General features: G+C 64.7%; 23 protein-coding genes, 2 tRNA genes and 1 pseudogene. 16 read left to right on the plus strand and 10 right to left on the minus strand.

Features of this window, described 5'->3' with window-relative positions; translation table 11 throughout:
- Positions 1 to 37 precede the first annotated feature (37 nt).
- Together orn and CCUG20998_RS19050 are read left to right on the plus strand one after the other, a co-directional pair.
- A complete protein-coding gene (orn, locus tag CCUG20998_RS19045) occupies positions 38 to 685 on the plus strand; it encodes an oligoribonuclease (RefSeq protein ID WP_020730181.1) in 648 nt (215 codons plus the stop codon).
- 50 nt (positions 686 to 735) lie between these two features.
- Positions 736 to 811: transfer RNA gene (locus tag CCUG20998_RS19050), tRNA-His, on the plus strand.
- A 60-nt stretch (positions 812 to 871) separates the two neighbouring features.
- On the opposite strand, the gene CCUG20998_RS19055 is transcribed toward CCUG20998_RS19050, so the two are convergent.
- Together CCUG20998_RS19055 and CCUG20998_RS19060 are read right to left on the minus strand one after the other, a co-directional pair.
- Positions 872 to 1573: a hypothetical protein gene (locus tag CCUG20998_RS19055; protein WP_020730180.1), complete on the minus strand. Its 702-nt coding sequence runs from the start codon at positions 1571 to 1573 to the stop codon at positions 872 to 874.
- 132 nt (positions 1574 to 1705) lie between these two features.
- Complete coding sequence (locus tag CCUG20998_RS19060; RefSeq protein WP_020730179.1) at positions 1706 to 2305, minus strand: TetR/AcrR family transcriptional regulator; 600 nt, start codon at positions 2303 to 2305, stop codon at positions 1706 to 1708.
- 318 nt (positions 2306 to 2623) lie between these two features.
- On the opposite strand from CCUG20998_RS19060, the gene CCUG20998_RS19065 reads away from it, so the two are divergent.
- Genes CCUG20998_RS19065 through CCUG20998_RS19110 form a run of 10 tightly spaced genes read left to right on the plus strand, consistent with a single transcriptional unit; the run spans position 2624 to position 13087 of the window.
- Positions 2624 to 3493: an MlaE family ABC transporter permease gene (locus CCUG20998_RS19065; protein WP_020730178.1), complete on the plus strand. Its 870-nt coding sequence runs from the start codon at positions 2624 to 2626 to the stop codon at positions 3491 to 3493.
- Between the two features lies 1 nt (position 3494).
- Positions 3495 to 4358, plus strand: coding sequence for an MlaE family ABC transporter permease (locus CCUG20998_RS19070; RefSeq protein ID WP_020730177.1), 864 nt, complete (start codon positions 3495 to 3497; stop codon positions 4356 to 4358).
- A gap of 23 nt (positions 4359 to 4381) precedes the next feature.
- Positions 4382 to 5905 (plus strand): MlaD family protein, encoded by a 1524-nt coding sequence (locus CCUG20998_RS19075; RefSeq protein WP_020730176.1) that lies wholly within the window; start codon positions 4382 to 4384, stop codon positions 5903 to 5905.
- Entirely contained in the window at positions 5902 to 6957 is a 1056-nt protein-coding gene (locus CCUG20998_RS19080; RefSeq protein ID WP_020730175.1) for an MlaD family protein, read from the plus strand. The genes CCUG20998_RS19075 and CCUG20998_RS19080 overlap by 4 nt, the downstream gene beginning before the upstream one ends.
- Positions 6950 to 8005: an MCE family protein gene (locus CCUG20998_RS19085; protein ID WP_020730174.1), complete on the plus strand. Its 1056-nt coding sequence runs from the start codon at positions 6950 to 6952 to the stop codon at positions 8003 to 8005. The genes CCUG20998_RS19080 and CCUG20998_RS19085 overlap by 8 nt, the downstream gene beginning before the upstream one ends.
- Positions 8002 to 9117 (plus strand): MCE family protein, encoded by a 1116-nt coding sequence (locus tag CCUG20998_RS19090; protein WP_012395466.1) that lies wholly within the window; start codon positions 8002 to 8004, stop codon positions 9115 to 9117. Before CCUG20998_RS19085 ends, CCUG20998_RS19090 begins: the two co-directional genes overlap by 4 nt.
- Entirely contained in the window at positions 9117 to 10322 is a 1206-nt protein-coding gene (locus CCUG20998_RS19095) for an MlaD family protein (RefSeq protein ID WP_103653827.1), read from the plus strand. Before CCUG20998_RS19090 ends, CCUG20998_RS19095 begins: the two co-directional genes overlap by 1 nt.
- Positions 10319 to 11569 (plus strand): MlaD family protein, encoded by a 1251-nt coding sequence (locus CCUG20998_RS19100; protein ID WP_020730172.1) that lies wholly within the window; start codon positions 10319 to 10321, stop codon positions 11567 to 11569. Before CCUG20998_RS19095 ends, CCUG20998_RS19100 begins: the two co-directional genes overlap by 4 nt.
- A 27-nt stretch (positions 11570 to 11596) precedes the next feature.
- The gene (locus CCUG20998_RS19105; protein ID WP_036456223.1) at positions 11597 to 12289 is read left to right on the plus strand and encodes a tetratricopeptide repeat protein; all 693 of its coding nucleotides are present in this window, start codon (positions 11597 to 11599) and stop codon (positions 12287 to 12289) included.
- 18 nt (positions 12290 to 12307) lie between these two features.
- Positions 12308 to 13087, plus strand: a complete 780-nt coding sequence (locus tag CCUG20998_RS19110) for a mannan-binding family protein (protein WP_020730170.1) — start codon at positions 12308 to 12310, stop codon at positions 13085 to 13087.
- A 1-nt stretch (position 13088) separates the two neighbouring features.
- Here the strand turns inward: CCUG20998_RS19110 and CCUG20998_RS19115 are convergent, their stop codons facing one another.
- A complete protein-coding gene (locus CCUG20998_RS19115; RefSeq protein WP_020730169.1) occupies positions 13089 to 14288 on the minus strand; it encodes a L,D-transpeptidase in 1200 nt (399 codons plus the stop codon).
- 205 nt (positions 14289 to 14493) lie between these two features.
- Here CCUG20998_RS19115 and CCUG20998_RS19120 point away from each other — a divergent pair.
- The 4 genes and pseudogenes from CCUG20998_RS19120 to CCUG20998_RS29090 form a co-directional block, all read left to right on the plus strand.
- Positions 14494 to 14566, plus strand: a tRNA-Lys gene (locus CCUG20998_RS19120).
- 79 nt (positions 14567 to 14645) lie between these two features.
- Positions 14646 to 15137 (plus strand): hypothetical protein, encoded by a 492-nt coding sequence (locus CCUG20998_RS19125; protein ID WP_142399641.1) that lies wholly within the window; start codon positions 14646 to 14648, stop codon positions 15135 to 15137.
- 229 nt (positions 15138 to 15366) lie between these two features.
- Positions 15367 to 15639 carry a hypothetical protein gene (locus CCUG20998_RS27535; protein ID WP_142399640.1) on the plus strand — a complete coding sequence of 91 codons (273 nt, stop codon included), beginning with the start codon at positions 15367 to 15369 and terminating at the stop codon, positions 15637 to 15639.
- A gap of 17 nt (positions 15640 to 15656) precedes the next feature.
- Positions 15657 to 16337: pseudogene (locus CCUG20998_RS29090) on the plus strand (PE family protein); the annotation flags it as partial.
- A gap of 266 nt (positions 16338 to 16603) precedes the next feature.
- Here CCUG20998_RS29090 and CCUG20998_RS19135 read toward each other — a convergent pair.
- The 7 genes from CCUG20998_RS19135 to CCUG20998_RS29005 form a co-directional block, all read right to left on the minus strand.
- Complete coding sequence (locus CCUG20998_RS19135; protein WP_049785248.1) at positions 16604 to 16882, minus strand: DUF7427 family protein; 279 nt, start codon at positions 16880 to 16882, stop codon at positions 16604 to 16606.
- Positions 16883 to 16895: 13 nt separating this feature from the next.
- Positions 16896 to 17306, minus strand: a complete 411-nt coding sequence (locus CCUG20998_RS19140) for a hypothetical protein (RefSeq protein ID WP_012395475.1) — start codon at positions 17304 to 17306, stop codon at positions 16896 to 16898.
- Positions 17303 to 17569 carry a holin gene (locus CCUG20998_RS19145; RefSeq protein ID WP_041324821.1) on the minus strand — a complete coding sequence of 89 codons (267 nt, stop codon included), beginning with the start codon at positions 17567 to 17569 and terminating at the stop codon, positions 17303 to 17305. The genes CCUG20998_RS19140 and CCUG20998_RS19145 overlap by 4 nt, the downstream gene beginning before the upstream one ends.
- 75 nt (positions 17570 to 17644) lie before the next feature.
- Entirely contained in the window at positions 17645 to 18604 is a 960-nt protein-coding gene (locus tag CCUG20998_RS19150) for a hypothetical protein (RefSeq protein WP_103653825.1), read from the minus strand.
- 49 nt (positions 18605 to 18653) lie between these two features.
- Positions 18654 to 19871 (minus strand): glycoside hydrolase family 25 domain-containing protein, encoded by a 1218-nt coding sequence (locus tag CCUG20998_RS19155; protein WP_373145058.1) that lies wholly within the window; start codon positions 19869 to 19871, stop codon positions 18654 to 18656.
- Positions 19871 to 20074, minus strand: coding sequence for a hypothetical protein (locus CCUG20998_RS19160; RefSeq protein WP_103653824.1), 204 nt, complete (start codon positions 20072 to 20074; stop codon positions 19871 to 19873). The genes CCUG20998_RS19155 and CCUG20998_RS19160 overlap by 1 nt, the downstream gene beginning before the upstream one ends.
- Before the next feature lie 3 nt (positions 20075 to 20077).
- The gene (locus CCUG20998_RS29005) at positions 20078 to 20203 is read right to left on the minus strand and encodes a hypothetical protein (RefSeq protein WP_258036778.1); all 126 of its coding nucleotides are present in this window, start codon (positions 20201 to 20203) and stop codon (positions 20078 to 20080) included.
- Positions 20204 to 20276 lie beyond the last annotated feature (73 nt).

Raw genomic sequence — 20276 nt, forward strand, 5'->3', positions numbered from 1 at the left:
GGGGTGCGAGCCGGGCGTGGGCCTTAGTCTGAGCGCTGTGCGTGAGGAATTGGTATGGATCGACTGTGAAATGACCGGACTGGATCTTGGGTCGGACAAGTTGATCGAGATCGCCGCACTGGTCACCGATGCCGACCTAAACATCCTGGGAGACGGCGTGGACGTAGTGATCCACGCCGACGACGCCGCGTTGTCCTCGATGGTCGACGTGGTCGCCGACATGCACTCGCGCTCCGGGCTGACCGAAGAGGTGCGGGCATCCACGGTCGACATGGCCACCGCCGAGGCGATGGTGCTCGACTACATCGGTGAACATGTGAAGCAACCCAAGACAGCGCCCCTGGCCGGGAACTCGATCGCCACCGACCGCTCGTTCATCGCCCGCGACATGCCGGCGCTGGACGCATTTCTGCACTACCGGATGATCGATGTCAGCTCCATCAAGGAACTGTGCCGGCGCTGGTATCCGCGTATCTACTTCGGACAGCCGCCCAAAGGGCTGGCGCACCGGGCGCTAGCCGACATCCACGAATCCATCCGGGAGCTGCAGTATTACCGGCGTACCGCATTCGTACCCCAGCCGGGGCCCACTACCAGCGAAATCACCGCGGTAGTCGCCGATCTTCAGGGCGCGGACGACGCACCGGAGACAACCGATTCGGCCCAGGAGCGTCCGAGCGGCTAGTATCGACGTCGCCGTTGGTTAGTCCCCGTTGGGGGCGGGCGACGGCCATGGTGAGTGTAGTTCAGTTGGTAGAGCACCAGGTTGTGATCCTGGGGGTCGCGGGTTCGAGTCCCGTCACTCACCCCACTGGTCAGAGGGCGTTTCCCGCCCTCTGACCTTTTGTTTTGGATGGCCCTCGAGACGCCCTCATGACGCCGTTGGAGACCCGGAGCCGGTTTGGGTGTCTGCGCGCATCTCGTGGATTCGTTGCGATCTGGCCAAGATCAGGCCGCTGACCAGCAGCACCCACGCGGGAAACATCAGCGTCACCCACATGCTGACGTCACTGACGGTCAACAGGGCCGCGGCGGCCAGGTAACTGATTCCGGCCAGCCAGCGCGGCATCAAGCCGGTCCGCAGCCAGATCGTCGCCAGCGAGATCATGAACACCGCCGCCATCCGCAGCGCGTAGGTCTTGCTGGCAGTCAGCACCACCGCCTTGCCAAACCTGACCACCTCGGCATGCGCGGCCGGGTCGACGACATTGGCATTGCTGGCCACCAGCCCGGCCGACGCCGCCGTCATGACGAAGATCATCGCCAAGAACAGCAAGCCGCTGCCCAGAAACACCGTCGCGAAAAACCGGTCCTCATAGCGGCCGAAGCCATCACGCACCACCCCGATGAACCACAAGAAGCTGATCCCCGCAAACGGCATCAGCACGGCAGCGGTCGCGATCCCGCCGTGCTCGTTGTTGAGCCAGCCCGCGGTATCCCCCTCTCCCTCAGGCATTCTGGTGCGAATCAGGATGATGACGGCGCCGAACAACAGCGCAAAGACCACTCCGGCCAGCGCCGCGGCTCGGGGGGTCGTCAACGGGTGCAGTGATGCCTGCGGTGGTGGATGCACGGCCTCATCCTTTCAAAGCTGCACGCACTGGCGCGGGGGTTTGAGCCGCTCCCGCTTGGACGCACCCAAATATCTTGGCGTACCACGAAGTTGGGCTCCGCTTCGCGACCCGACGGGAGATGCCTGATCGTATTACCGGAATCCGGCGAGCGCGATCCGCAACGCTTGGTCCATCTGGACGTGAAAGATCGGGCTGGACGGCGGATCCGTGCTCAGCCAGCGATCGAATACGAATTTCACTGTGCCCAGGCTGGTGTGGACCAGCAATGCCGGTCGAATGTCGATGCGCGCGTCGACTCCCATTCGGGAAGCGACGTGCTCGATGAACTGGTGCTGGTCGTCTTCGCTCACCAAAGCCGACTTGCTCAACAGGTAGGGAGCGGTCGCGATCGCCCGGCGCCAGGTATCCAGTTTGAGATCACCGGCGTCCCTGGCGTAGCTGACGAACAACGCGATCAAAGCCTCGACCGCGGATTCATCCGCGGGCCAGCTGCGGTAGGAGCTGACGATCTCGGTGATGGCCTGCCGGACCGGATCGACCAGCAGTCCCTCCTTGGTGGGGGCGTGCCGAAAGTAGGTGCTGATGGAGACTCCAGCCGCCGCGGCAATGTCTTCGGTCGTCACCGCATCGAATCCACGCTCGGCAAAGAGTCGGTGGGCGGTCTGCTGAATCAGCGAAAACAACTCGGCGCGCCGCCGGTCTCGCAGCGAACCAATGTTTGCTGGGTTCATACCATCACCCTCGGACGCCATCCCGGAACAGCAAGGCGATTATGCCTTCCGCGCTGATGGTAGATCATCGCGGATGAACGTTTCTACACTATTGAAAGTGCCTATCGACTAGGCTAGCGTGTTACCGCATACCGTACTGAGCTGCAGAGTCGCGGAACCCGAGCGCGCAACCCAAGGCAAGACTCGCTCCATGGCGCCCGATAACTTCTGCTGGACGATGTAGGACAAAAGCGGTGGGGAGGGCGCCAATGGAGTCGGGCGCTAGCACGCGATGAGGCGCGGCTTGGGTTTGCTCACGACGCCGTTGGTTGCACCGCGATGACCACCCAACCCGAGCCCGCACTGCTCGGTTCACGCAATGACGACGGCGTTGCCGCCATCGGTGACTGGGCCGCCGGCTACGTTAGGCGCCACCCACTAGCCGCACTCACCACCGTCGGTCAACAGTTCGTCCTCGGGGTGCGCACCATCCAATACTTCTTCGTCGATCTGGTCACCGGCCGCTTCCAGTGGCAAGAGTTCGTCCGCCAAGGCGCCTTCATGGCAGGGACCGCGGTGCTGCCGACGATCCTGGTTTCGCTGCCGATCAGCGTCACGTTGTCGATTCAGTTCGCGCTGCTCGCCGGCCAGGTCGGGGCAACCTCCCTAGCCGGAGCCGCCAGCGGCCTGGCGGTCATCCGGCAAGGAGCCTCGCTGGTGGCGGCCGTCCTGATGGCGTCGGCTGTCGGATCGGCCATCACCGCCGACCTAGGTTCGCGAACGATGCGCGAAGAGACCGACGCCATGGAAGTCATGGGCGTATCGGTGATCCGGCGCCTGGTGGTGCCGCGCTTTGCCGCCGCGATCATGATCGGTGTCGCGCTGACCGGTGTCGTGTGCTTCGTCGGCTTTTTCGCCAGCTACATGTTCAACGTGTACTTCCAGAACGGGGCACCGGGCAGCTTCGTGGCAACGTTCGCGTCTTTCGCGACGACCGACGACATGTTTCTGGCGCTGTTCAAGGCCGTCATCTTCGGCGCCATCGTGGCGGTCGTATCGGCCCAGAAGGGCCTGTCCACCAAGGGCGGGCCGACGGGCGTGGCGAACTCGGTGAACGCGGCGGTCGTCGAGTCGATCCTGGTGCTGATGATCGTCAACGTCTCGATCAGCCAGTTGCACGTCATGCTGGCTCCCCGGACGGGGCTGTGACATGACGGTTTCCGCCTACCGGCCGCTAGCGCCCATCACCGAGCAGGTGGTTCGGCTCTACCGCAGGACCACCAAGCCGATCATTCGGCTGGGCCACATGCTGGTCTTCTTCTTCCGGGCACTGGCCGGAGTGCCGATCGCGGTGCGCCAATACCGCGGCGAGTTTCTGCGGCTGTTGTCCAACATCACCTGGGGCAACGGCTCGATTGTGGTGGGGGGCGGTACCGCCGGGGTGGCGGTGGTGCTCGGCATGACCGTTGGCGCGCTGCTGGGCATCGAGGGTTACAACTTCCTCGATCTGCTTGGCCTGGGCCCCGCAACCGGCTTGATCTCATCGTTGGTCAACACCCGCGAGCTGGCTCCCCTGATGGCGTCACTGGCGTTTGCGATGCAAGCCGGCTGCCGGTTCACCGCACAGCTGGGTTCGATGCGCATCGCCGAAGAGATCGACGCGATGGAATCGATTGCGATCCGCCCGATCCCGTTCTTGGTGACGACTCGCCTGGTTGCCTCGATCGTCGCGATGATCCCGCTTTATGCCGCTTGTCTGGCCATCGGCTACCTGACCACCCAAGTGGTGGTCGGCATCAGCAGCGGGAGCTCCACCGGCTCCTATTTGCACTACTTCTCGCTGATGCTGGCCGGTCAGGACATCTTCTATTCGTTGCTCAAGACCGTCATCTTCGTGTGGATCGCCTCCACTATCCAGTGCTACTACGGCTTCTACGCCAGCGGCGGCCCCGAGGGGGTCGGTGTTGCCGCGGGACACGGCATGCGGGCCAGCATCACCGTCGTGATCATGGTGAACATGCTGATCACCATGGCACTGTGGGGCGTCGACTCCGGGGCACGGTTCGGCGGCTAGGTAGATGGTCAGGTTGATGACAGATGCCCAATTCCATTGAGTCCGACGGGCGTGGCCCGTCGGATCGCCAGCTGATCGGCATCGGACTGGTGGTTGTGCTGCTGGCGGCGGTGCTGACTATTGCGCTGCTGGTCAAATCGACCGGCCGGCTCAACGACTACGTGCGCGTAACCGCGGACCTGCGCAACGTGGGCGACGGCCTGCCCAAGAGATCTGACGTCAAGTATCACGGCGTGCTGGTGGGCATGGTGGACGACGTGGCTCCGGCGGCCAACGGGCGTCCCAACTACGTCCACATCAATCTCAAACCCGATTACGCCGCATCGATTCCGGCGGCGGTAACCGCTCGCGTCGTGCCCAGTAGCGTTTTCGCCGTGTCGTCGGTGCAGCTGATCGATGTCCCCGCACCGCGTGGTCACCAACCTGCCATCCGGACCGGGGCGCACATCCCCGAAGACAGCCGGCTACCCACGGTACTTTTTCAAACCACCGTCAGTAAGCTGCGCGATCTGCTCGCTGCGGCCGGACGCGGTCGTGAGGATAACTCGCTGGGAATCCTCGCTGCGATCGCGGCCGCCACCGACCACCGCCGTGCGGCCTTACTCAGCGGTGGAGCTCAGCTCAATCGCCTTCTCGATCAAGTCAATTCGATCGTCGCCACCGATTCGGAACCCTCAACGGTCGCCGCGCTCATCGACGCGACCCGTGGATTGCAGGCCAGCGCACCCGAACTCGTCGAGGCGTTGCACCAGGCCGTGGAGCCGATGAAGACGTTCGCCGAGACCCGTGCACAGCTCGCCGCCCTGCTCGCCGGCGCCGACCACACCATCGGGACCGCGCAGCAATCGTTGGGCAACCACATCGATCAGCTGATCCAGATCACCACCGACTTCACTCCGGTGCTGGGCGTGCTGGCGCAGGAGTCCGACAATTTTCTGCCCGCGGTCATCAAACTGGACAACCTGGCCACCAAGTTCATGGACGAAGTCTGGATGCCCGAGAACAACACCGGAAACATGCGGGTGAACCTGTCGTTCACGCCCAGCCACTCATACACGCGCGCGGACTGCCCGCGCTACGGCGAACTCAAGGGGCCCAGCTGCTTCACGGCGCCGCTGGTTCCGGTCCGGCCCGATCTACCGGAAGTGCTGCTGCCGCAGAACTATCAACCACCCAAAGATCTGGCACCGCCGCCGGGGACCGCCGTCGGGCCAGACGGCAACCTGGTGGCCCTCGGCCCGCCGCTGATCAACCCGAGCCCCAATCTGACCGATCCCAATCCACCGTTGCCCACATGGTTGACTCCATCGCCGCGGGTGCCGGGGACCGGGGACCCTGACGATGCGCCACCCGCGCCACCAGGGCCCGCTGCGCCGTCGGCATTCGGCGGCAACGTCGGTCCCGTCGGCAGCCGCCAGGAGCGCGACGCACTCGCCCTGATCACTGGCCGGCCCGCCACCGTCGCCACCGAATTGCTGCTGGGACCGCTCGCCCGTGGGACGGTTGTGTCGCTACGTAATTCGGGTGCGGGTGGGGAGCCACGATGAAGTTTCGCGGTCCGCTCATCGGGCTTTCCCTATTCATGGTCGTTGCGGTGGCACTCACCTGGATGGTCTATGTCAGCCTGCGACGTGAAGTCGCCGGAAAGACCGTGGCGTATGCGGCGGTGTTCACCGACGTGTACGGGCTGCGTGAAGGCGACGACGTCCGCATGGCCGGCGTTCGGGTCGGCCGAGTCGAAAAGATCGACCTTGAAGGGAAACTGGCGAAGGTACGGTTCGTTGTACAAAACGAGCAACGACTCTTCGGCAACACGGTCGCCTCGGTGACCTACCAGAACATCGTCGGGCAACGTTACCTCGGGCTGTCGTTGGGCAAGAAGGGCAGTCCGGATCAGCTCGCGCCGGGCAGTGTCATCCCCGTGCAGCGCACCGAACCATCCTTCGACGTCACGGCGCTGCTCAACGGTTACGAGCCGCTGTTCAGCCTGTTGAACCCACGTGACGCCGACAACCTCACCAAGGGCATCATCGAGTCGCTGCAGGGCGACACCTCCTCGCTGGCCACATTGGTCAGCCAGACATCCACGCTCACCGAGACATTCGCCGGCCGCGACCAGGCGCTTGGCGATGTGATCACCAACCTGAACAAGGTGATCTACAACCTGGCTCAGCAGAACGACAACCTCGACGGCGTGATCACCGATACCCGGGAGGTGGTGTCCACCCTCGACCAGCGCCGTCCAGAGCTGGTTTCCTCAATCGGCTCCCTGGCCCGGGTACTAGAGCGACTATCCGCCTCCGCCAACGACGTATACCCGCAACTGCGTGAGTTCATCGACCGCCAGCCCGGCGCCATCCGCCATATTCTCAGCGTCGAGCCCCAGGTGGCATTCTTCGGCGACAACATTCCGCTGCTGTTGAAAGGACTAACCCGCGTAGGCAACCGGGGCGCCTACGGCAACGCATACGTATGCGACATCAACGCCTTCGGATTCTTCCCCGGCCTCAACGACGTCATGCCGATCATCGTCAACGCCGCGACCCCGGGGAACCAAGCCCGGCACACGCCGCGATGCCGGAGCATGGCTGATGGCTGATTCATCGCTGCGCCAACGGCTTTCCGCGTTGCAGAGGCGCCCGCTGGAGAGCTACAACAAGACCTGGCTGGGGTTTGCCGCCGTCGCGGTGGTCGCGGTGGTGATCGCGGCCATGCTGGTGGTGCATCTGGTCGGAGCCGGATATCGGCGCTATACGGCGGAGTTTCTGCAGGCGGCTGCGCTGCGAGCCGGTAACCCGATCGCCATCGCGGGCATCCCGGTCGGCACCGTCACCAGCATGAGGCTCGTCGGTGATCACGTCGAGGCGGGTCTGCGGATCCGCGATGACGTGGTGCTGGGCAAGGACTCCACGGCCACCATCAGAGTCACCACCATTCTCGGATCCCGCTATCTGGCCATCGAGCCCGACGGCGCGGCGTCGCTTCCCGACAACACCTTCGACTTGGCACACACCGCGGTTCCCTACGATCTGCAGGCCGCGTTGAAAGACGCGACAACAACTTTCGAGCAGGTCGACTCGGACCGATTCGCGCAGTCGCTTACCGTGCTGGGCAGGCAGCTCGACAAGCTACCCCCGGTGGTGCCGCAGGCGGTGGCCAACATCGACTCGCTGTCCTCGATCATCGCCACCCGCCGCGATCAATTGGGCCAGCTGCTCGAGAGCACCGAGCAGGTCACCAATACCTTGCGTCGGCAGCTTTCCACCATCGGCGGCCTGGTCAACCAGGGACAGGACCTGATGGGCCAGTTCGTCGCGCGGCGCGCCGTCTTCCACGCGATGATGCGATCCCTCGACAGCTTCGTCGGCACCTTGCGCCAGATCATCGGCGACCGCCCGGGCGTGGATGCGCTGCTGAAAGACATGCGCGAGTTCACCGGCCTGTTGGCACAACACGACGACCTGTTGAGCAATCTGCTGCAGATCAGCCCGATCTTCTTCCGCGAGGCGACCAACATCACCGGCGATGGCAACGCCGTCAACTTCAACGCACCCAATGGCCTGCTGCTGGTGGATTCATGGATGTGTGCCATCAGCGGCCGCGCCGAGCAGTTCGGGATGATTCCCTATTTCAAGGACTGCAAATGACAACCAGCAAGGTCAAGATCCTCGCCGTCGTCGCCGCCGTGCTGGCGGTGGTCGCGCTGGCCGGTGCCGGGTGGTGGCGGATGGGTGCGGATGATGACCCGATGACCGTGACAGCCCAGTTCGACAGCGCCTCGGGGCTGTATGAGGGCAACGTGGTGGCTGTCTTGGGTATGCCGGTCGGCCAGGTCACCAAGATCAGGCCCAAAGGCGGCTACGTCGAAGTCGAATTCACCATCGATCGCAAGGTCAAGATTCCCGCCGACGCCCAAGCCGTCACGGTGTCGACCTCCATCCTCACCGACCGGCAGATCGAGCTCACGCCGCCCTATCGGGGTGGCCCGGTGCTGCAAAGCCACGACACCATCGGCTTGACCCGCACCAAGACTCCCGTCGAATTCAGTCGGGTGCTCAGCGTTCTCGACAAGGTGACCAAGTCGCTGCAAGGCGATGGTCACGGCGGTGGTCCCGTCGCCGATGTGCTGAGCGGGGGCACCGAGATCGTCGACGGGAACGGCGCCAAGATCAAGGGAGCCCTTGACGCCCTGTCGCGGGCGCTCCGGCTCAGCAGCGACGGCGGCGCCCAGACCCGCGAACAGATCACGACGATCATCAGAAACGTCAGCTCCTTGTTCGACGCCGCAGCAGCCAACGACGCAAAGCTCCGGGAGTTTGCCTCGACGATCCATCAGGTCAGCCAGATTCTGGCCGACGAGGATATCGGCGGCGGCAACACCGGCAAGCGGCTCGATCAACTGGTGCAGCGTGCCGGTGACCTGCTCGACGCCAACCGCGAGGCGATCCGACAGACAGTTCTCAACGGCAACACCACATTGCAGACGGTCAGCGACCAGCAGCGGGATCTCGCGGAAATACTTGATCTCGCGCCGCTGGTGGCCGACAACGGGTACAACGCCATCGACCGGGCCAACGGTGCCGTTCGAGCTCACTTCCTCACCGACAGAATGATATTCGACAGCCAGCTGACCAAAGAGGTCTGCAACATGATGGGCTTGAGGCAGCTGGGATGCAGCACCGGGACCCTGCAGGATTTCGGGCCCGACTTCGGCCTGACCTTCGTGCTGGACGGCATGGCCGCCATGGGGCAGAAGTGATGAGCGGGTTCGGGAAAGCCGCCGCCGCGATCGCGATGACCACGCTGCTCAGCTCCGGATGTGCCGCTAACGGCCTTGATAGCCTTCCTCTTCCGGCTCCGACACTGGGCTCCGGGGGTTACACGCTGACCGCAGTGTTCGCCGACGCGCTCAACCTGCCGATGAACGCGAAGGTCAAGCTCGCCGGCGCCGACGTCGGACAGGTCGAGTCAATGGTCGCGCGCAACTACACGGCGGTGACGAGGCTGCGCATTACCGATGACGTTCGGCTGCCTCGGGGCAGCACGGCGGAGTTGCGGACCGCCACCCCGCTCGGTGACGTGTTCGTGGCGTTGCGCCCACCCGCGGGAGCCGGTACCGAGGCGGCGATGTTGAAGGACGGCGACACCATCGGGTTGGATTCCACGACGGCGGCCGCAACCGTGGAATCGGTGCTGAGCTCTGCGGCAATCCTGGTCAACGGCGGAGCAATACGCAATTTCACCAACATGATCAACGGCTTCGGCAACGCCACGGGCGACCAGGGCCAGGCATTCGGAAATCTCATTCGCAAGTCCAACCGGCTGCTGGCCACGCTGGACTCGCGGTCTGAGCAGATCTCGACGGGCTTGAGCGAATTAGCCAGCCTGGCGGAACAACTCGATGCCAAGAACCAGGCCGTCACCGAGTTGATGGCCGCCGCCGAGCCTGCCGCCGACGCCCTGGCCGCCAACACTAGGGAGCTGTCCAACCTGGTCGTCCAGGTCGGCGACACCACCCGCCTGCTGGCCAGGTTCCCAGCATTGGGCGGAACCGACACCAGCGGCCGCAGCATGATCCGAGACCTCAACACGATTGCCGGGGCCGCCAACGACATCGCGGTCAGCCCCGACACCAGCTGGCTGGCCTTGAACCGGATGATCCCGCCGATGGTTAAATCCACTGCTGGGGGCGCACTTTCGGTGCGCGCCAGCGTGGACCGGTTGGTGCTCGGATCGATACCCGACATCGGCTTCCCCGGCGACGTCGGATTGCACGGACCGCACCGCTACAACTGGAACCAGTTCATCGGCTCGTTGAAGTACACCCTGTGGCGGCTGCAGGAACGAGTGGTCGGGCGCGGACCGGGTTCGCCGCAGCTGCCGGTGATGCCCGACCCGGAGGTTCCGGGCGAAATCCAGATCGCTCCTCCCCTGTCCCCCCAACCGCCGGGACCCCCACCGTGATCACGCCGATCGCCAATGCCGTTGTCCGCGTGGTGCGGGCGGGACATCGTCAGCAGACGTGGCTGTCAGTGGCGGGGCTGGTTCTCACCCTCGTCGTCTCGGCCGCATACTTGGTGGTCGGCGCGTTGCGGCTGACGCCGTTCGCCTCGAGCTACCGGGTTACCGTCTCGCTACCGGAATCCGGTGGCCTACTGCCCAATCAGGACGTCGCACTGCGTGGTGTGCGGATCGGACGAATCGAGTCGCTGCACCTCACCGAATCGGGTGTCGATGCCATCGCCAGCATCACGTCGCAGGTAAAGATTCCGGCGTCCAGCGCAGTTCATGTGTCGGCGCTGTCTCCGGCTGGTGAGCAGTTCCTCGATTTCGAACCCGAATCCGACACCGGGCCCTATCTAAGCGAGGGCGCAGGGATCGGAGTTGATCAGGCGAGGGTCCCGGTCAGCCTCGCGCAGTTGCTCGGTGATGCCAACGGATTGCTCGCGCAGATCGACCCGCACCAGGTCGAGCTGATCAAGAAGGAACTGAGCCTGAGCCAGGCGGGGCCGAAAAAGCTTGCCGCCATTGTTGATGGCGGCACGTTCCTGCTGTCGACGCTCGATTCGGTGTTGCCCGAAACCACCAGCATCATCAGGACCAGCCGGGTGGTGCTGAACCTGATAGCCGACAAGAATGCCGGGCTGGCCGCGACCGCCGTGGCACTGGATCGGACCCTGGCCGGCGTGGCCAGAATGCAAGGCGGGTATCGGAGCCTCACCGAGCGGACACCGCACACCCTGGCGGCCATCGACCACTTGTTCGCCGACAACTCCGACACGATGGTGCAGTTACTGGGCAGCATGGCTACCGCCGCGCAGCTGCTCTACCTGCGGGTACCGGCGCTCAACGCGCTGTTCCCCGACTATCGAGGATCGGTGCTGGACGCTCTGGCAAGCGCGTTCCACGACCACGGCGTCTGGGCGACGGCCGAACTCTATCCGCGCTACACCTGCGACTACGGCACCCCGTCGTATCTGCCTTCGGCGGCCGGCTATCCCGAACCGTTCATGTACACCTACTGCCGCGACGACGACCCCGCGGTCTCGATTCGAGGAGCCAAGAACGCGCCGCGTCCGGGCGGTGACGATACTGCCGGACCACCGCCTGGGGCAGATCTGGGCCGGCGAACCGATCCAACGCCGCGGGGCCGCTTCACCATTCCCACCCCCTACGGGGGGCCGGTGCTGCCGATCGAACCGCCTCACTGAGAACGACACCACGTCCAAAGCAAGGAGATGATTGTGGTCGCTACCACGGAGAAAGACGACGAAACCCAGTCCGAGGAACCCGCTGCCTCGTCGGAGGACGACCAAGACACCGAAGACACCTCACAGACCCCAGACATCGAAGTCGACTCGGTTGAGCACGCCGAGGCCGAGTCCGCGGACGACGACGAGGACAACACGCTGCTGGCGGGCAAGCGCGAAAAGGCGGCGCGCCCAAGCAGTTCCTGGGTGCAGTATCTACGGCGCGGCGCAATGCCGCTGTTGCTCGCTGGTGCGCTGGCGCTTTCGGCATTCCTGGGCTGGCAGCAATGGCAGCAGCACCAGGTGAAGCTGGCGGGCCAGCAGGCTCAACAGGCCGCCATCGCCTACGCCCAAGTGCTGACCAGCATTGATTCCAACAACGTCGACCAGAACTTCCGTCAGGTGCTCGACGGGGCGACCGGCGAATTCAAGGACATGTATACGCAGTCCAGCGTTCAGCTGCGCCAGTTGCTGATCGACAACAAGGCCAGTGCCCATGGCGTCGTGGTGGATTCCGCAGTTGCCTCCGAAACCGTGAACAAGGTCGTCGTGCTGGTCTTTGTCGACCAAACCGTGACCAACATGGCGGTACCGGACCCGCGCATCGATCGCAGCCGGATCAAGATGACCATGGAAAAGGTCGACGGACGCTGGCTGGCCAGCAAAGTCCAGCTGCTCTAAACCGTTCGGAGCCAACCCATGCCGATCACACGATTGCTCACGACACTGACGCTGGTCATAGCGGCAGCAACCTCGGGGTTCGTCAGCCCGCCAACGGCGCGGGCATCAGCTTCGTCGTTCTGCGGGGAGCTCGGTGGGGACTGGGACGGCCAGTACTGCCATACCTCGGTGGTCTCCGAACACAAAGCGGTCCGCGATATCAAAGTGGCGGTGCCCGCTGACCTCATCGACGATGCGACGGCAGGTCCGGTGGTCCGCGACTATCTGCGCACCCTGGTCACCAACTGGAAATCTGTGGGCGCACAGATGGTCGCGGACAGCTTCGGCGAGGAGAACTACCAGGTGTTCCGGCACGGCAGCATGCTCAGCGCCGTGTTCCACGAGGATTACCACGCCGACGGCCCCAAGCCCAACAACGCCTATCGCACGTTCACCTTCGACACGGGGGGCGGGAGGCGAGTGCAGCTGGCGGACCTGACGACCTCGAATCCGCTTACCGCAATTCCCCCGCTGGGCCAGCCCTACATCCAGGCAGCACTCGATGCGGCCGCGCCACCGCACGACCCGGGAACCTACCCATTCGTCGCCGACCGTTGGACACCCGACAAGGTCTATTCCGGCGGCTACCGGGCTTGGGCACTAACCCCAGACGAATTGGTTCTCTACCTGCCCGACTACCCGGTGGGTCACGACGAGCCGATCGACTTCACGCCCGGGGCCGCGCAATGGTCCATGGACGGAGGAGCCGTCGTAGCGCACATCCCGCTCTCGGCACTGGGTCCCGTACTGCGCGGCTGAGTTACGCGTTGGCGTTGCCGGCGCGCCACTGCTCCCAGGGAATGTTCCAGTCGCCAAGCCCCTCGGTGCCGGGCAGCGTGCCTCCCACGGTGTTGACGACCTCGACGACGTCGCCGGTCTTGATGTGGTCATAGAACCACTCCGCGTTGCTGGGGCTCACATTCAGACACCCGTGGCTGGTGTTCGTGTGGCCCTGGGCACCGACCGACCACGGCGCGGAGTGCACATAGACACCGCTATAGGACAGCTGCGTGGCCCAATTGACATCGGTGCGGTACCCATTGGGTGAGTTGACCGGTACGCCGTAGGTCGAAGAGTCCATGATGATGTGCTTGAACCGCGCGCCCACGATGTAGATGCCGTTGGCGGTCGGGGTGCTGTCCTTGCCCATCGAGGTCGGCATGGTCTTGACCACCTCGCCGTTGACCCGGATGGTCAGCATCTTCGTGTTGTCGTCGGCGGTCGCAATCACCTCGTCGCCGATGGTGAAGTGCGTCTTGACGTTGTCCTCGCCGAACATGCCCTCGCCCAGATCGACACCGTAGGTGTTCACCGCGACATCAACGCTGGTCCCCGACTTCCAGAAGTGCTCTGGGCGCCAACGCACCTCGCGGTTGTTGAGCCAGTAGAAGGCGCCCTCGACGGCCGGTTTGGTGGTGATCTTGATGGCCTTCTCGGCAGCCAGGCGGTTGGCGATGTTCTCGTCGAACCGGATCGCGACCGGCTCACCGACGCCGACAACCTCACCGTCGGCGGGACTCACGTACGGCATCGTCAGATGGGCCGGCGAACTGGTCTGGAACGTCATCTGGCGGGTCGCGGCACCGCCCAGGCCAAGCGCCTTGGCGTTGAGCGTATAGCGCCGGTTATATCCGAGCGGCTCGTCAGTCGACCAGTGCAGTCCGTCGGAGCTGAGTTTCCCGCTGATGGACTTGCCGCTCTCGTTGACCATGGTGACCGCGGCCAACACACCGTCGGAGACGCTCACGGTGACCGGTGCGTCCACGGTGACCCCGACGGCCCCGTCGGTCACCGATGCGGTGAGCTTGGGCACCAACAGGTCGGCAAACGGGGTGCCCTTGTTCTCGATCACCTTGGTCGCGGTGGGGGTAGCACTGCTGCCGCCGCAGGCGACGGTCAGCACAGCAACCGGGATCAGGATCGCAGCCAGCCACGATCGACGTCTGCTCAAAGGCGCCATCAAGTGACCTTCCAGATACTCACGCTTACTTTGGTCACCGCTGACCTCGGATTGTTACTAGCATTGTACTGCCTCATCACCGCCAGCTCGGCGAATGAGGCTCCGTTCCTGCGGTCCAGTATCGCACTGCACCCCGTGTGATCCGGAGATTTCCCTCTGCGCCGGGATGCCTGTTATTGTCGCAACGCGGTCTTGCCAGACCGATGCGCCGTTAGCTCAGTTGGTAGAGCAGCTGACTCTTAATCAGCGGGTCCGGGGTTCGAAACCCTGACGGCGCACAGCTAGGAGCGTTTTCGCGCGCGTTGTTGTACACAGAACTGTACACATCGCGCGCGATTGCGCGTACCATCTGCCAGTATGGCGACAGCCAGTACCCACGCGCAGACCAGCGAAGTACTGGCCGCGCCGTGCACATGCCCACGATGCGGGCTGGAAACTTCTTGCTCGCATGGGAGTTGGGCGGATCGGCATCCAACCGCCGCGGTGATGCTCGGCATGCCCACGGTGTTGTTCACACTCGGCGCGATCGGCGCCTACCCGTGGGTGTTCATCCCCTTGATCGCGGCGGCCGCGCTCGCTTACGCGGCGGATCGCGAGTGGCGGCGCCGGCAGGCGCTGGCCGCCCGCGCCGACTGGGACTACCGGGCGGAGACCCGCAACCAGCAGACACCTGCCGTCCGGGATGCGGCCGAGCAGATGCGCCGCACAGCATGGCAGCCAGACATCTGGTCGGCAGAACAGCTACTGTCGCCGCAACTCCCCCACGCGGTGCGGCCGAACAACCCGGCTCCGTGGCATGTCGTCACCCAATGGCCAACACGGCAATTCAGAACCGGTAGGCCACAGTGATAACCGATGGCATACGAGTCGCGCTTCAAGCAGTCCTTGACGCTGGCGTCGAGAACTGTGTGGAAGACCTGCCGCCCTGCACGCGCGCCGAAGGCCACGAGTGGACGCTCCGCAAAGGCGGAACCGTGACGATTCCAGGCCCGGCGCCGATAGTTGCTATTCAAGCATTCCGCCTCGACTGCGAGCACTGCGGATTTACGTTCTCTATTAGAGGGTGAGAGGGGTAAGAGTGATACGCCTATCCATTGCTGCGGCGTTCGTGGTGCTCGTCGCTGCAGCGCCGCCCGCCCAGGCCGCTCCCCCACCCGGCTGCCTCTACCAGTCCCCCAATTGGTATGACCCGTGCTCCGGTGTCCCGCCCTGGGTGCAGCAGAACGGCACCAACTGGTCCCCCGTAGACGGCCGGCCCGGCATGTGGGGCCCCCACGGCTACACCCCGGTAACCCAGCAGCCAACCCCCGGCCAGTGCACCGACTACCGCGCCGCCTGCCCAAGCTCCTAACGAAAGAGGAACGGTCGATGTCCTTTCTGACCACTGCCCCGGATCTTCTCGAAGCTGCCGCCTCAGATCTGGCAGACATCGGCTCGGTAGTCGCCCAAGCCAACGCCGCCGCGGCAACACCGATGACGGGCGTTCTCGCCGCGGCCAAGGACGAAGTGTCGACAGCGGTCGCAGCCCTGTTCTCCGAGTACGGCCAGGGCTATCAGGCACTGAGCGCCCAGGCGGCCGAGTTTCACACCCAGTTCGTCCAGGCACTGACCTCTAACGCGGGCGCCTATGCCACCGCCGAAGCAGCCAACGCGAACCCGCTTCTCAGCGCGATCAACTCCCCATTCCAGGCCATCCTCGGACGCCCCCTGATCGGCGACGGCGCCGATGGCATCACCAACGCGCAAGGCGTGGGAACCGCGGGCGGCGCCGGCGGGATCCTGTACGGCAACGGCGGCCGCGGCGGCGACAGCACAGCGGTCGGCATAGCCGGCGGGGCCGGCGGAATGGGCGGAATGATCGGCAACGGCGGCGCCGGCGGCAACGGCGGCCCGGCCGGGCTCATATTGGGCAACCTCTACCGGGGCGGTGCCGGCGGAATGGGCGGCGCCGGCGGTTGGCTGATCGGCGACGGCGGCGCCGGCGGCACCGGCGGATTCGCCGGCATAGACAACGGCCGCGGCGGGTGGGGAGGCTGGGGCGGGCCGGCCACAATGTTCGGTTCCGGCGGCGCCGGCGGCAACGGCGGGGATGCGAACGCGGGCTTCGTCAACACACTCCCAGGTAACGGCAGTATCGGTGGGCACAAGGGCGGCCTTCCGCTACTCCCAGACATCTTCGGATCCGTGGGCATGACGGGCATCAACGGGCAGTACGTGTAGTGCCCGTTGGCCGACAGACAAAAAGCCCCGACTGTCTCGGAGCCACGGGCGTAGCTCGACGAGACAGCCGGGGACGGCTGAACCTTTGGTGTTACCTAGTCATCGACGACGAGCACAGTCACAGCGCCGCTACGTCTAAACAGCATGCGAATCAACACGAATCCGATGCCAATCGGATCAGCACGCGGATCCAGTTCATTCGCCAGGTGCTTTGAAACCACACGGATCACATGCTTGAGCCAGGGCCAACGTTTCAGGTATCGGTCCCAAGCCTCCGACAACGTGTCGCCTTCTTCGGCCAGGAACACGTTGTAGACAACCGCGATGATCGGAACGACGATCCAGAAGCAGTCGGACGGACGCAGCTTCACCACACGGCCCTCCCCCTTATGGATCTAGGTCTGGTTCGAGTTCCGGTGGCGGAGGTGGCATTTCCTCGCCTGGCCAGTGCTCGGCGAACCAGCTCGCGATGCGTCGCAGATAGATGATGGCGACGGCATACAGTCGCTCCGCCTTGTGGCGCGCCAGAATCTCGGCTTGCAAAGCCAGATCGGTCTTCTCTTGGCGCTCCGAGAGCTTGCTCAGCTCAACGGACTGACTCTCGCACCACTTCTGCACGGCATCGGTGTAGCGGGCCCAGTTCAGGCTGGCCGCCTCGTACGCACGTGTGAAGGCGTCCCGGTTGGTGCTCTCGGCGTTCTTCTTCGCTGTGAGGTGCCCGAACCAGCCGCCGACGGCCGCGGCGAGGACGACGCCGGCACACGTGATGATCGTGGGCGCCAGCTCTTGCCAGTTCATCGCGGCTGGGTGGTGCGGTCGGCGGCCACAACATCGGCCAATGGGCTGGCGGTGCCGTTGTCTACGCGCAATGAAGCGAGTGATCGCAAAATGTCCTGGCCGGCCCCGCAGGCGAAGGCGATGGGGACTGCGTATCCGGGGACCGAGGGGACGACGTTGAATGCGCCCAGGGTCCATGCGGCTACAGCCGCCGCGCCGCCGGCGGCGACCGCGCGGTCAATGGTGTCCTTCCAGAAGATCTTGGTGAAGATGCTTTTCGGCATAACGCGGCACTGCCTTTCCGTGTAGAGGTCAGCGACCCGAAAACACTGAAGGTCGGTTCACATCTGAAATGGGCACTACGCGGCGTCGGGCTGCACAGTGCTGGCCCAGTAGCGGACGTGTTGGATCGCGAGGCCGAGGTAGGTTTGGCCGGGCCAGACTTCGTCGACTTCGTAGCGGATGTGCGGGCCGGTCCCGGCGGCCAGGAAGGTGAGTCCGATGCGGGCGGCGGCGGCCCCGGCCGCGGTGCCGGTGAGGGTGTCGTTGTTGCCGAATCCGATCAGCCCGGACAGCGCGCCGACCAGCAGCGGGATACCGTAGCCGGCCAAGCCGGGGATTCCGCCGGCGAGCGCGGCCAGGACGTCGGGCACGTCGATGCCCATGTCTTCGGCGATCTTGGGGACGGCCTGCACGATCGCTCGAGTGGCGGTGAGAATGTCGGAGAAGCTGAAGTCGGTGACCATGTCGTAGGCGGCCTGCATGATCTCACCGGTGACGCCGAGCGGAGTGATCGCGTACATGTCCGGCCCCAGGTTCGGTGGCGCGGTGTGATTCGACAGCCAGCAATGCCGCGGGTCGGTGACGTCGCCGTAGTGCCAGGAACCGATGCCTTGCCCGCCGGGCTGCACCGAGGCGTCGAACGGGTAGTAGGCGCCTCCGGGTGGCCGGGTGGGGTCTCCGAGGCTGAACGAGCACAGGTAGTTATCGGGGTGGCGTTGCTGGACGTAGCGGCGCACCAGGGCGGCCACGTAGGCGCCTGCACTGTATCCGCCGATGATGATGCGTCGCTGCGGGTTCTCGCTGATGGCGCGCTCGATCATGGGGATGCTGGCTGTCAGGGCGTCGGCGGCGCCCTTGTTCATCGACGGGTCGCTGGGGGCTCCGGCGGCCGCGACGGGAAGCCCGCCCATGGTGGCGGCCCAGGGCGGGTTCTCTTCCTGCACAAGGTCGGCGAGGGGCTGGCAGACGCGGGACACGTAATCCTCGCCGATGATGCCGCCGGTGCCGCGGTAGACCAGGGCCAGGTGGCGGACCATCAGCGCAGCCCTTTGAGAAAGCCGGGAATGACGATGAGCCAGGTGAGCATTACCAGCCTCGCTTCCGGTCGTTGGTGCCCAGTACGGCGTCGCGGATCTCGGCGACGGCTTCGACGAGGGTTTGGTCGCCGAGGCATGGCCAGCGCAGGGTGAGTTGGTCGTCGGCGGGTCCGACGGGGACGGGTCCGGCCGGGGGCGGGCCGGGCTCCGGGTCCGGTTCGGGCTGCAGGTCACCACTGATTCCGCAGGCAGCGGCGAATTCCGCTGGTGTGAGGCCGTTGGCGGCGTTCATGTCGCAGTTGCCGAACGGGGGGCATCCTTCAGGGAGCCCACCGCCGTAGCCCTGGCCGTCGGTGTACTGGTGGGCGACCATTCCCGGATACGTGGGGAGTCGGCCGTATCCGGCGACAATGAGTCGGATGCCGGGCGGTTTGGTGCGCCACATGCCGTTGAGGTCGCTCACGTTGCCGTATCCGATGATTCGGGCTGGGTCGCCGGTGTAGTCGGCCAACGCGGAGTAGAGGGCGTTGATGCCGCCAGACTGATCGCCGGGCGGGTTGCCCCCGCTCTCGATGTCGAGCATGAGCGCGACGCGGGGGTGCAGGCCGCCCGCAGCGTCGATCATTTGCTTGACGGTGGCGGCGTTCGACTGCCAGGTCTGGGGGCGAACGTAGGTGTAGACGATTCCGAATGTCAGCTTCCCGGAGTTCAGCGCGGCGCGCATCCACGTGTAGTTCCGGGCGAAGTTGCGATCTTGGTACGAGCCGTCGCTGACGCGGATCGACAACACCGGGTATGGGTAGGAGTCGTCCACGGGCACTTGCCATTCGGAGACGTCGGCAAATAGCGTGTCTTTCGGCGGTGCATCGGGCATGGGGATGGCCTCGCTCTGTCGGGTGTGGACGTGGTCGGTGTGGCCGGAGTAGTCGGCGGCGTAGTAGGCGGTCTGGGTGACGTCTTTGCCGCCTGCGACGCCGATGCGGGCTCCGGTGGCGGGGTTCTGCCAGATCACCTGCTCCAATGAGCCGCGCGTGGAGAGCAGATATTCGGCGAAGCGGTCCATGTCCGGCACTGCCCCGGCCCAGTCGATACCCCGGTTCTGGCGATTGGGGTTGCGTGCGTACCCGGCTTCGACGCGGTCTGATTCCTGGTGCCCCGGATAGGTGGAGGCGCGGAGGTTGAAGGCTGCTCCCAGCTGGTAGACCCAGTCGGGGAATCCTGGCTGCCCGTAGTTGATGTTGGTTCCGGTGGGCAGGCCGTAACTCATCAGTTCGCCTCGTCGTCCACAGTGAAGACCTCGCGCAGAACGTCTTTGATGCGCATCTGTGCGAGGCCGGCGAAAGCCTCCCCAACGGTCTTTTCGCCGAGCGGTGAGCGGATCAGCGCGTCGACGACGGACGCGCCCTGAGTCGCAACGTCGGGCGTTGACTTGGGTTCCGACTGAGGACTAGGGAACGGAATGACACCCATCTATCAGCGCCCCTTCTTGTGGTCGTGGTGGATTTTGGCGGCGATTTCGCCGATGATGAATCCGATTGCGAGCAGCGCTGTTCCGACGAATCCCGTCATGAGCAGGAATTCGGCGACAGTGAGTTTCATCGCCGTCGCGGCCGCAGAACCCTGCAGAGGCGCGCGGGCAGCATGTGCAGGAGCCAGGCGCGCAGCGGATACC

This window comes from Mycobacterium marinum (genome assembly GCF_003391395.1).
In the GTDB taxonomy this organism is placed as follows: Bacteria; Actinomycetota; Actinomycetes; order Mycobacteriales; family Mycobacteriaceae; genus Mycobacterium; species Mycobacterium marinum.